Here is an 11,776-nt window from a genome sequence, read left to right as displayed (position 1 = left end):
CATTTTTATAATTAAAAACTAGTTCCTAATGAGAACTCAAAGCTAGAAGTATCATCTCCTGGTTCATCGTCTAAAGGACTAGCAAATATTAACTGTAAGGGTCCAAAAGGTGAAATCCATTCAAATAAAGCCCCAGTCGAAGATCTTTTAACATCTGTAAAATTATCTTCTCCTATCATCCCATAATCGTAGAAAATACCCCATCTCATTTTTGCTTGTTCTGAAAGAGGGAAGCTTAATTCAATAGATGTTGCTGCCATCTTTTTATATGGAGAAACAACTTCACCTGTATCATTTTTAGGGAAAGCATAAGATTTAAATCCTCTTAAAGATTTTGTTCCACCTAGATATAATGAATCCCCTTGGTTAATTTGACCATTATCCACAAGAAGCCTTGTTTGAAGCTTATATCTTAAAATCCAATCTAAATCATAAAGTTCATTTAAAGAATAGAAGTATCTAAAAGATGAAATACTCTTAAGATATTTCGAATCACCACCTAATCCAGCATACTCTAAAGAAGATGAAGCTTTAAAACCACTTCTTGGATTAAAATAGTCATCAGTATTATCAAAATTAATATAAGGAGTAATAGAACTTGTTACATAATCAGTATCATCATATGGTGTTTTCCCTTTTCTTATTAAATCATCTCTTTCTCCATCAGCATATTCATAATCTTCTTGAATAAAATCAAGTTTATATCTTGCTCCAACTTGAAGATTTCTTATGATCTCTCTACCAATTCCAAAAGAAAAACCTTTTGCATCTCTATCTAAATCATATTTTGAGTTATCAATTTCAGTTACATCTGAATGAATTTCAAAATCTCCATGAAATTTACTATCTGATATTGCAGGATTTTTTATTCTTATTGTTAAATCACTTTTTCTTTTTGATAAATCAGCAGAAACTGCTAAGGTTAACCCTGAACCAAAAATATTATTATCTGATACTGAACCACTAATCATTAAACCATCATAAGAACCATATCCTCCACCTAGAGTTAAAGCTCCTGTTGCACCTTCTTTTACTTTTACAATAATATCCATTTTATCTGCAGAAACTCTTTTTTGCTCTATTATTACATCATCAAAGAAACCTGTTCTTCTTAATCTATTTTTAGAATCATTATAATCAGTTAAATTAAATAAATCTCCTGGAGCAAGGTATACATTTCTTCTAATAACTCTATCTAGTGTTCTTGCATTACCTGATATTTTAACATCTCTAATGTATACTTTTTCACCTGGAACAACATTAAAAACTAAATCAGCTGTACCATTTTTTTCATCTTTTTTAATATCATAATTTACTTGGGTAAAAGCATAACCTTTATCTGCAATTAATGTTTTTATATAATCAGCATCTTTTCTTAGTCTTTTTATATTAAAAATCTTATCTTTTTCTAATTGTAGTTCAGGATAAATATCTTTAGGATCAACTATCTCAGAATTTGCATATATTGTAATAGTATTAACTTTATATTGAATACCTTCTTCTATATAAAAATCTAAATCCGCTTGGTTTGAAGCAAAATCAACTTCTAAAAAAGGATCTTTTACTTTTACATCTAAATATCCATGTTCTAGATATACTTCCTGAATTCTTTTACCATCATATTCTAATTGATCTGCTTTTAACTCTCCATCATTTTGTGTAATAAACCAAGAGGCAAACTCTTCTTCTTTGTTTGCAATAAATGGTTCGAAATCGTCATCTTCTAAATTTTGTGCACCAAAATAGTTTACTTTTTTAATAACAATTTCATCACCTTTATTTACGTCAAAAGTGATTGATACAGAATCTTCACTTAAATGTTCAACATCAACTTCTACAACCGAATTAATATAACCTTCTCTTTCCAATTCTTTTAATAATTTTTCTTTTGCAGCTTTAACTCTTTTTTCAGAGAACATTGTTCCTTTTGTTAGTCCCATTAAAACTTTTAGGTTATTTTTGTCTTCTTCTCTACTTTTGTAACCATTTATATCAACATTTGCAACGGAAGCTTTTTCTTTGAATATAAATTTTAATTTTCCTTCTTCTGATATATTTGCTTGAATATCATCAAAATAATTAAATTTATAAAAGTCTTTTATTGCTTTATTGACTTTTTCAACATCAAGTTCATCTCCTACTTTTATTGATAATGTTTCTTTCGCAATTGTTGGAGAAATTTTTGTTAAGTTTATATACTCAATTGAAGTGATTTGTTCAGCTTGTAGAAGTGAAGCTAATGTAACAGATAATAAGATACTTTTCTTTTTCACAGTTATCCTTGGTTTTTAATAATTAAAGTTAAAATATATCTAAATAAACTTTATAGGATGTTTAAGGTATAATGCCTTTGAAATTTATATATTAAAGAAGGTTGAAACTTGAATGTTGGAATAATTGGATTAGGACTAATGGGTGGTTCTTTTGCAAAAGCATTAAAAAGATACTCTATTGCAGAGAAAGTTTATGGTTATGCAAGAAGTGAAAAATCTAAAGAAGAAATAATAGAGTTAAATTTAGTAGATGAAATAGTTGATATTAAAACATTAAAAGATAATTGTGATTTAATAGTATTAGCTATTCCTGTTGATAATATTATTTCTATGCTTCCTGAATTTTTAGATATTTCTTCTAATACAACAATTATGGATTTAGGTTCTACAAAAGAGTTTATAGTAAACAATGTTCCTAGTAAGATAAGAAAAAACTTCATTGCTGCGCATCCTATGACGGGTACTGAAAAATCAGGACCGAAAGCAGCAATTGATGATTTATATGAAGGAAGAACAGTAGTTCTATGTAACTTAGAGGATAATGAAAATATTCATGTAAATAGGGCTTTTAAAGTGTTTCAAGAAATAGGAATGAGAATTGTTGTTATGGATGCTAATGAGCATGATATTCATGCTTGTTATATGTCTCATTTACCTCATGCTATTTCATACTCTCTTGCAAATACAGTTATGGGACATGAAGATCCAAAGTCTATAATTGCTTTAGCTGCTGGTGGATTTAAAGATATGAGTAGAATTGCAAAATCTAGTCCTGAGATGTGGACAGATATTTTTAAACAAAATAGAAAAAATTTATTAAAATCAATAGATCTTTTTGAAGAACATATGAAAAAAGTTAGGCAAATGGTTGAAGAAGAAGATTATAGTGATTTAAAACAGTGGATGAAAAAAGCAAATACTCTGCATGAAATCTTATAGATTTTCATGCATTTTTTATAGCTTCATTAACTTTAATTGCTTGAAAATGTTCTTTTACATCATGACATCTAATTATTGAAGCTCCATTATTTATTGCTTGAAGATGTATTGCTAAAGTTCCAGGCAATCTTTCTTCTATAGTAGAGTATGTGATTTTATCTATCATTGATTTTCTACTAGCACCTATTAATAATTCATAATTTAAATCTTTTAAACTATCAAGATGCTTTAAAAGTTTTAGATTATGATCTAAGTTTTTCCCAAAACCAATTCCCACATCTAAAACAATACTTTTTACTCCAAAACTTTCTGCCTTTAAAGCCTGTTGCTTTAAAAAATCTTTTACTTCTAAAACTACATTATCATAATGAGGATTTTCTTGCATATTTTGAGGGTTGTTTTGCATATGCATAATAATTGCCGTAGCATTAAAATTTGCACAAAGTTTTATTACTTCTTCATTTTGTAAACCTGTTATATCATTAACTATAGAAAATCCTTTATTTAGAACATAGTTTATAACTAAAGGTTCAAAAGAATCTATGGAGAAGTTTACTTTTTCATATAATTTTTGACTGTAAATGTCGTCAACAATATTTTTTATTCTATTTAACTCTTCCTTTGGTGAGACAGCAACACTACCTGGTCTACTTGATACTGCACCAATATCTATTATATCTGCACCATCTTCTATCATTTTTTCAATTTTTATAATAGTTTGGTTTTCATTATTTATGCGACTATTTTTGAAAAATGAATCATTATTGGCATTTAATACACCCATTATTTTTGTTTTAAAACTATTTTTCATATTATTTTTTATTTTTCCTATTTAATAAAATTAAAAGTAGAGTATTTAAAACATTGATAGGTCTTGAATTTAAATTTAAAAGTTTTATTGCTTTTGAAAAAGAGTTTAATTCTTCTTGTGTTAACCTAAGTTGTTCTTTATTAATTTTTAATAATAAAGCTTCTACAAAATTAGTTGCTTCATTTTTTGAAATCCTCTGGTTTTCTTTTAGAAACTCATAAATATCTTTTAGGTCTAGTTTTTCGATATTTAAATGTAAATCTTCTTTCTCTTGTCTTTTTCTAAAAATCTTATGAGGCATTCTAGAAAATATTGTAGGTAAAATTGTTGACTTTGAGTTTGTTATTATAATAAAAACAACATTTTTAGGAGGTTCTTCTAATATTTTTAATAAAGAATTTTGAGCTTCATTTCTAAAAGTTTTTCCACAAAGAAAAATATACTTTTTTTCATTTGACGAGATATAGGCTTCTTTAATTGTTGCATTTGCTTGAGCGAGAAGAAACTCTTCTTTCTCTTCATTTTTTATTATTCTTGTATTATGTTTTGAATATAAAGGTAATAAAGAGTTTAGAGTTTCTTCTATATCATTTACAATTAAAATATGAGCTGTTTCTATTTTTTCATTAAACATTAATTTTCTACATTAATTTCTGCAAAAAGAGCTGCACTTAAAGTTTTATCATAAAGTCTAAACATTTGAAGAAGTTTCATATCTAAAGCTTCATCATTATTTTTTAAATTAAAAGCATCTTGTATTTCTTCATCAAAAATCCAAAGAAAAGAATTCTTTGAAAATTTTGGTAAAATAGCTCTTGCATCTTGACTTTTCCCTATATACCAAAAACAATATCCATTTGGAAAAGATATATTTAACATATCTTTGATAAATCTTATTTCATCTTCAGTTTTAACTTCATCTAAATCTTTATAAAAAGACTTAAAGTTGTAAAAAGGTAAAAAAGGTCTATTCTTTTTTTGTGAATTAATATTTGTCAAAATATATTTTAAAAACCAATCCCTATCACTATCTGTAATTACTAAAATAGAACAACCTTTTTCAAAAAGATTTATTATAGATTTAGATACTAAAGGAACCCATTCATATTTTTTTTCTTCTAACCAAGGGGAGATAAGTCTATCTTCCCTAATTGTATCAACTGTCCAATTCAGAAATTCTTGCACTTTTATTTATCCAAATTGTATGCATCATGTAATGCTCTTACAGCTAACTCTGCATATTTTTCTTCAACAACCATAGAAATTTTTATTTCACTTGTTGAAATAATTCTAATATTAATATTTTCATTAGCTAAGGCACTGAAAGCTTTTGAAGCTACTCCAGTATGAGATTTCATACCTACACCAACAATAGATACTTTACAAATAGTATCATTATAATCAATATTTTTTGTTTCAGTTTTAAATTTTTCCATTACTTTTTTACAATCTTCCCAATCTGTTCTTGGGATTGTAAAATCTAAATCAGTTGTTCCATCAAGACCTCTAGTCTGAACAATCATATCGACATTTATATTTGCATCTGCAAGGGCTGTAAAAATAGATGATGCAATTCCTGGTCTATCTATTACTCCATACATACCAACTCTTACTTGATTTCTATCTAATGCGATACCACTTACAACTGGTTTTTCCATAATATTCTCTTCCTTAGTTATTAATGTACCTTCAACTTCTGGCGTAAAGCTACTTCTAGATACTAAATTTACATTTAATTTTTTCGCCATTTCAACAGATCTATTTTGTAAAACCTTTGCACCTAAAGAAGCTAGTTCTAGCATTTCATCGTAAGAAATTTTATCTAGTTTTTTAGCTCTTGGTTCAATTCTTGGATCTGTTGTATAAATTCCATCAACATCAGTATATATCTCACAAACATCAGCTTCAATAGCACCAGCAATGGCAACTGCAGTTAAATCTGAACCACCTCTACCTAAAGTTGAAACTCTTTTTGAGTCTTCTGTTACACCTTGAAACCCTGCAACAATAATAACTTTTCCATCATTAAGTGCATTTTTCATATTCGTTGTATCTATTGATTCAATTCTAGCCTTAGTATGAGCATTATCCGTTACAATCCCTGCTTCTCTTCCACTCATTGAAGTTGCTTTATATCCTTGTTCATTTAAAGCAATAGAAAGTAGGGCAGAAGTAACTCTTTCTCCTGAACTTAATAGCATATCTATTTCATTTGCTTCAGGATTATTAGAAAAATTAGCTGCATACTCTAACAATTTATTTGTTTCACCACTCATTGCAGAAACTACTGCAATCACATCATGACCTTCATCTTTTATTTTTTTTATTATATTGGCTACGTTTTGTATTCTTTCAAGTGTTCCTACACTTGTTCCACCAAATTTTAAAACTTTTAACATTTTTTTAAATATAACCCTCTTTTTTAAAATATTTTAAAACCTGCTTATAAACAGTTCTTTTGAAAAATGTAATATAATCATAAATATTCTCAGTAGGAACAAATTTATATTCGCTAAACTCTGGTATTTCAGTGTTTATATCTATTTTTGCGCCTTTTTTTAGTTTAACTAAGTAATATTTCTGAATTTGGCCATCATAAGGGTGCATTTTTTTAGCAATAGCAGGAGGAAAATCGTAACTTACCCATTTTGGGTATTCTGCAATTATCTCAATATCCTTTGTACCTATTTCCTCTTCAAGTTCTCTATGCAAAGCTTCATTAGGGTTTTCACCTTCATCAATTCCCCCTTGAGGAAATTGCCAAGCATTTTCTACATCAGTTCTTGAAGCAATAAAAATCTCACATTTTTCTGGATATTTTGCTGATAATACTATTGCTGCTACATTTGGTCTGTAATTTTTTTTATTTTCAATTTCTTTGTTTTCTTTATCAGTCATAAATAATAATTCCCTTATAATTAGCTCGATATTATAATAAACCTAGGATTAAAAATTGCTTTTATATATGCATATACCTTTTTGTGATAGTAAATGTCACTACTGTGCTTTCAATTCATATACAACAAAGTTTAATTTAAAGAAAGAATATATGAAAGCTTTGAATAAACAGTTACAACATGATTTATACAAATATTGTCAAAATAAGAAGTTAGAAACAATATTTATAGGAGGAGGGACTCCAAGTACAATAAACCCAAAATATTATGAAGAAACTTTTAAAATATTAGAAAATTATATTGATGAGAATACAGAAATAACAACTGAATCAAATCCTAATTCTGCTACTAGAAAGTGGCAAAAAGAGATGATGAATTTTGGTGTTAATCGTATTAGTTTTGGTGTTCAAAGTTTTCAAGAAAATAAGCTAAAAGAATTAAATCGTGCACATAATGCAAATAGTGCTATAACTGCTATACAAAATGCCTCTTGTATAGGTTTTGATAGTATTAACTGCGATATAATTTATGGTTTTAGAACTGACACAATAAATAATATTAAAGAAGATTTATTACAAGCTTTTTCATTACCAGTTACTCACTTAAGTGCTTATTCTTTAACCTTAGAAGAAGGAACAAAATTTTTCAATAAAAGTGAAGTAAAAATAGATGATGAAGCGTTATCTTATGAAATATTTGACTTTATAGAAAAGAATGGATTTTCTCAATATGAAATATCAAATTTTGCAAAAGATAAAAGGTTCCAATCAAAACATAATTTTGGATACTGGGAACATAAAGAGTATTTAGGTGTTGGAGCTGGAGCTGTTGGATATATAAACAATAGAAGATATTACCCAAGTAAAGATTTAGATGAATATATCAAAAATCCAATTTCTTATGAAATAGAAGAACTATCAAATGAAGATATTAAAGTAGAAAAAGTACTTTTAGGTTTTAGATGTATTTTAGGAGTAGAACTTTCTATTTTTACTCAAGATGAATTAAAAAGAGTAGAACACTTAATAAAAGAAGAAAAAATATATATAAAAGATAAGAAAGTTTATAACAAAAACTTTCTTTTAGCAGATGAAATTGCTCTTTATATATTAGAGTAAACTCTTTTTGATATAATAAAAACTTTTATAGAAGTAAGGATATAAATGACAATAAAAGAAGTTGTAAGGAATTATTCTAAACAATTAAAAGATGTAACTCATATTCCAGCTAAAGAAGTTGAAATATTTATATGTCATATTTTAGAAAAAAACAATATATGGTTGCATCTTAATTATAATAATGAGTTTAGTGAAATAAAACAATTAGAAAAACTAATAGAGAAAAGAAAAAAAGATTATCCTTTAGAGTATCTAATTGGTAGAGCATCTTTTTATGGAGAAAGTTTTTTAGTGAAAGAAAATGTTCTAATTCCTAGACCAGAAACTGAACTTCTTGTTGACAATGCTGTTGAGATTTTAAAAGATACTAAAAATAAAACAGTTTTAGAAATAGGGACAGGTTCTGGAATTATATCAGTTATGTTAGCACTTTTAATAAAAGATATTAAAATTATAGCTGTTGATATAAATGATGATGCAATTGCTCTAGCAAAAGAGAATGCAAAAAAACATAATGTAGAAGATAGAATCACTTTTATCAAAAGTGATTTATATACTAATATTAGTGAAGATGAAGAAATTTATATGACAATTTCAAATCCTCCATATATTGCAAACGATTATAAGCTTCCTCAAAATGTAAAATATGAACCTCAAAATGCACTTTTTGGAGGAGAAGTTGGAGATGAATTATTAAAAAATATCATTGAAGAGACTTCAAAAAGAGAGATTAAATATTTACTTTGTGAAATGGGATATGATCAGAAGAAACCTTTGGAAAACTATTTAAATAATTTTTTGATAAAAGACTACTCATTTTATCAAGATTATGAAAAGTTTGATAGAGGATTTACAGTTGAATTTAAAAAAATATAAAATTAAAAGGAGAATATATGTTTAAAGAGTTTGATCTAACAGATTTAGAAAATAGTAAAAAAAGATTAGAAGAAATTTTAGAAGATAGTAAAAATAAAATTGATGAGTTATTAAAAATAGAAGAAAAAAGTTATAAAAACTTTGTAAAACCTTATGAAGAAGTAGGGGAGAGATTAAGTGATTTTATTACACCAATCTTTCATATAGATTCGGTTAAAAATTCAGAAATAACGCAAAAAGTTTATGAAGAGTGCCTTCCTCTAATCTCAAACTACGAAACTGAAGTTTCACAGAATGATAATATTTATAGGTCTTTAAAAGTTATACAAGATAAGAGTTATAGATCATTAAATGATATACAAAAAAAAGTACTTGAAAATGAGATTAGAGATTTTGAATTAAGTGGTTGTCATTTAAATAACGAAATTAAAGAAAGACTTAAAGAGATAAATTTAAGATTAAGTGAGTTATCGCATAAGTTTTCACAAAATCTTTTAAATGCAACAAATGAATATGAAATGATAATTGAAGATTATGAAGATGTAAAAGAAATTCCGGCCTCTGATTTAGAGTTTGCTAAGTTTGAAGAAGATGGAAAAACTAAATATAAATTCACACTTCAAATGCCATCTTATTTAGCTTATATTACTTATGGAAGTAATAGACAAAGAAGAGAAGAAATTTATAAAGCATACTCGACAAGAGCACCCCAGAATGGAAAAATAATTGAAGAAATCCTTTCTTTAAAAGATGAAAAAGTGAAAATTCTAGGTTTTGAAAATTATGCTTCATACTCACTTTCAACTAAAATGGCTAAAAAAGAAGAAGAGGTAATTAACTTCTTAGAAGAACTTGCAAAAAAAGGTAAAGATAGAGCATTAGAAGAGATAGAAGAGTTAAAAGAGTATGCTTTAAAAGATGGCATTTCTGATATAAAAAGTTTTGATTTAGCTTATTATAGTGAGAAGTTAAAAGAAGAAAAATATGATATTGATGAAGAATATTATAGACCTTATTTTGAAAAGACTTCTGTATTAAATGGTTTTTTTAGTTTCTTAAACAAGATCTTTAATGTAGAGTTTGAAGAAATAAAAGATGCAAAAGCTTGGGATAAAGATGTATTAGTATGTAATATAAAAGAAAACTCAAAAGTCTTTGCAAGAATATATATTGATTTAGAAGCTAAAAAAGAGAAAAGAGGTGGTGCTTGGATGAACAATTGGCACTCTCATTATGTAGATATGGATGGAAATAAAAAGCTTCCTACTGCATATATTGTATGTAATTTCCCACAATCAAAAGAGGGCGTTCCTTCATTATTAAGACATTCTGATGTTGTAACACTGTTCCATGAGATGGGACATGCCTTACATCACTTATTTAGTAAAGTACCTGAAGCTTTTGTAAGTGGTATTGCAGGTGTAGCTTGGGATGTTGTTGAGTTCCCATCACAATTCCTTGAATACTTCTCTTATGATAAGGAAGTATTAAAAATGTTTGCTAAGCATTATGAAACTGGAAAAGTATTAGATGATGAAGCAATTGATAAGTTAATAAAAGCAAGAAATTTCCAATCAGCATTATCAATGTTAAGACAAATTGAGTTTGCATTGTTTGATTTTAAACTACATCAAAAGTTATACAAAACGGAAAGTGAAATACAGGGATTATTAGATAACATAAGAGACAACTATGCCGTAATAAAGCCACCTGAATATAATAAGTTCCAAAATGGATTTGCACACATCTTTGCAGGAGGATATGCAGCAGGATATTACTCTTATAAATGGGCAGAAGTATTAAGTGCAGATGCATTTTATATGTTTATTGATTCTGGAAAAGTATTTAACAAAGAATTAGCTATGAAGTATAAAAAAGCTATTTTAGAGAAGGGTGGTTCACAAGATATGGATAAATTGTTCTATGAATTTGCACAAAGAGAGCCAAGTGTTGATTCTTTATTAAAAATTGATGGAATTATTAGCTAGTTTTTGTAATAATATCGTTTTAAATTAATATACTATATTTATAAGGGTTATTTATATGACAAACGCAGAAACAATCGCAAAACTTAATCAAGCTTTAGAAAAACTAATAGTTGCTTATGAAGATTTACAAAACTCTTATGATCAACTTCAAGAACAACATGATAAATTAGAAACTGATAATGAACAATTAAATAGTGAAAATACTAAACTAAAAGATAAAATCTCTGCTCTTGAAGCAGAGAAAAGAAATTTAGAAGATAATGTTAATACATTACAAGATAGTACACAAAAAGATTCAAATAATATAAATTCAATGTTAAGTAAAATAGAAGGCTTATTAAGTAAGAAAGCTCATCCTGAGAAGCATAATTATGATGAAACTTCAAAAGTAAGAGAAACAATGCAAGAAGTTATTGTAGATAAAAAGAAAGAATCCAGTTCAGAAGAAGAGGATAAAAATAAAAAAGATACATCATCCTTTTCTTCTACTTCAAATAATAATGAGAGTTCATCTTCAGAAAAAATTGATTTAAATAGAATGGCATCTTTATTGAATGGCTTTAATAATTAGATAGAAAAAGAAAATGATATTATTACTAAATAAAAATTCTTTATTTTCTACTTTTGGTGTAAATTGTTTTAATGATTTAGACTTAGCAATAAATAATATGGCTCCTTCTATGGTTGACTATTATTTATCTGATTTATCTAATGGAGTAGATAATAGTTATTTAAATAAAAGAAATATTCAAAGTAGTATAAATATTGGAGATTTTTCTTTATATTTAGATTATGATGAAGAAATTTATTTAGAATTTTTACAACAAAGTAATGAGGCTTTTGAGACGGCTAGTTTGTGGTAATAATTAATACT

The 11,776-nt window shown here is 27.0% G+C and carries 12 protein-coding genes; 6 read left to right on the top strand and 6 right to left on the bottom strand.

What is annotated here, in order from left to right; translation table 11 throughout:
- Positions 1-11: 11 nt before the first annotated feature.
- Positions 12-2,273: an outer membrane protein assembly factor BamA gene (gene bamA / locus CP965_RS02315; protein ID WP_129060417.1), complete on the bottom strand. Its 2,262-nt coding sequence runs from the start codon at positions 2,271-2,273 to the stop codon at positions 12-14.
- A gap of 108 nt (positions 2,274-2,381) precedes the next feature.
- Between bamA and CP965_RS02310 the strand changes: the two genes are divergently transcribed.
- Entirely contained in the window at positions 2,382-3,212 is an 831-nt protein-coding gene (locus tag CP965_RS02310) for a prephenate dehydrogenase (protein WP_129060416.1), read from the top strand.
- A gap of 4 nt (positions 3,213-3,216) precedes the next feature.
- Here the strand turns inward: CP965_RS02310 and folP are convergent, their stop codons facing one another.
- From folP to CP965_RS02285, 5 genes are read right to left on the bottom strand one after another with little or no spacing between them, the layout of a single operon-like run.
- Positions 3,217-4,023, bottom strand: a complete 807-nt coding sequence (folP, locus tag CP965_RS02305; protein ID WP_129060415.1) for a dihydropteroate synthase — start codon at positions 4,021-4,023, stop codon at positions 3,217-3,219.
- A 1-nt stretch (position 4,024) separates the two neighbouring features.
- Positions 4,025-4,657: a DNA polymerase III subunit delta' gene (locus tag CP965_RS02300; protein WP_129060414.1), complete on the bottom strand. Its 633-nt coding sequence runs from the start codon at positions 4,655-4,657 to the stop codon at positions 4,025-4,027.
- Positions 4,657-5,208 carry a HobA family DNA replication regulator gene (locus CP965_RS02295; RefSeq protein WP_129060413.1) on the bottom strand — a complete coding sequence of 184 codons (552 nt, stop codon included), beginning with the start codon at positions 5,206-5,208 and terminating at the stop codon, positions 4,657-4,659. The genes CP965_RS02300 and CP965_RS02295 overlap by 1 nt, the downstream gene beginning before the upstream one ends.
- 2 nt (positions 5,209-5,210) lie before the next feature.
- Entirely contained in the window at positions 5,211-6,422 is a 1,212-nt protein-coding gene (locus CP965_RS02290) for an aspartate kinase (protein ID WP_129060412.1), read from the bottom strand.
- Positions 6,423-6,426: 4 nt separating this feature from the next.
- Entirely contained in the window at positions 6,427-6,897 is a 471-nt protein-coding gene (locus tag CP965_RS02285) for an RNA pyrophosphohydrolase (protein ID WP_228712668.1), read from the bottom strand.
- A 79-nt stretch (positions 6,898-6,976) separates the two neighbouring features.
- On the opposite strand from CP965_RS02285, the gene hemW reads away from it, so the two are divergent.
- From hemW to CP965_RS02260, 5 genes are read left to right on the top strand one after another with little or no spacing between them, the layout of a single operon-like run.
- Positions 6,977-8,038, top strand: coding sequence for a radical SAM family heme chaperone HemW (gene hemW / locus CP965_RS02280; protein ID WP_228712657.1), 1,062 nt, complete (start codon positions 6,977-6,979; stop codon positions 8,036-8,038).
- A gap of 45 nt (positions 8,039-8,083) precedes the next feature.
- Complete coding sequence (gene prmC / locus CP965_RS02275; RefSeq protein ID WP_129060410.1) at positions 8,084-8,914, top strand: peptide chain release factor N(5)-glutamine methyltransferase; 831 nt, start codon at positions 8,084-8,086, stop codon at positions 8,912-8,914.
- 17 nt (positions 8,915-8,931) lie between these two features.
- Complete coding sequence (locus CP965_RS02270) at positions 8,932-10,902, top strand: M3 family metallopeptidase (protein ID WP_129060409.1); 1,971 nt, start codon at positions 8,932-8,934, stop codon at positions 10,900-10,902.
- A 55-nt stretch (positions 10,903-10,957) separates the two neighbouring features.
- The gene (locus CP965_RS02265; protein WP_129060408.1) at positions 10,958-11,473 is read left to right on the top strand and encodes a hypothetical protein; all 516 of its coding nucleotides are present in this window, start codon (positions 10,958-10,960) and stop codon (positions 11,471-11,473) included.
- A gap of 13 nt (positions 11,474-11,486) precedes the next feature.
- Complete coding sequence (locus tag CP965_RS02260; RefSeq protein WP_129060407.1) at positions 11,487-11,765, top strand: hypothetical protein; 279 nt, start codon at positions 11,487-11,489, stop codon at positions 11,763-11,765.
- Positions 11,766-11,776 lie beyond the last annotated feature (11 nt).

It is taken from the genome of Halarcobacter mediterraneus (assembly GCF_004116625.1).
Lineage (GTDB): Bacteria > Campylobacterota > Campylobacteria > Campylobacterales > Arcobacteraceae > Halarcobacter > Halarcobacter mediterraneus.
The sequence above is the reverse complement of the archived record's forward strand: the minus strand, read 5'-3'. Positions and strand labels throughout refer to the sequence as shown.

What these genes read in the sequence shown, in the direction of transcription:
- CP965_RS02270 (WP_129060409.1), top strand. Translation starts at nt 8,932, where the DNA reads ATGTTTAAAGAGTTTGATCTAACAGATTTAGAAAATAGTAAAAAAAGA.
- CP965_RS02265 (WP_129060408.1), top strand. Translation starts at nt 10,958, where the DNA reads ATGACAAACGCAGAAACAATCGCAAAACTTAATCAAGCTTTAGAAAAA.
- folP (WP_129060415.1), bottom strand. Translation starts at nt 4,023, where the DNA reads ATGAAAAATAGTTTTAAAACAAAAATAATGGGTGTATTAAATGCCAAT.
- CP965_RS02260 (WP_129060407.1), top strand. Translation starts at nt 11,487, where the DNA reads ATGATATTATTACTAAATAAAAATTCTTTATTTTCTACTTTTGGTGTA.
- CP965_RS02290 (WP_129060412.1), bottom strand. Translation starts at nt 6,422, where the DNA reads ATGTTAAAAGTTTTAAAATTTGGTGGAACAAGTGTAGGAACACTTGAA.
- prmC (WP_129060410.1), top strand. Translation starts at nt 8,084, where the DNA reads ATGACAATAAAAGAAGTTGTAAGGAATTATTCTAAACAATTAAAAGAT.
- CP965_RS02300 (WP_129060414.1), bottom strand. Translation starts at nt 4,657, where the DNA reads ATGTTTAATGAAAAAATAGAAACAGCTCATATTTTAATTGTAAATGAT.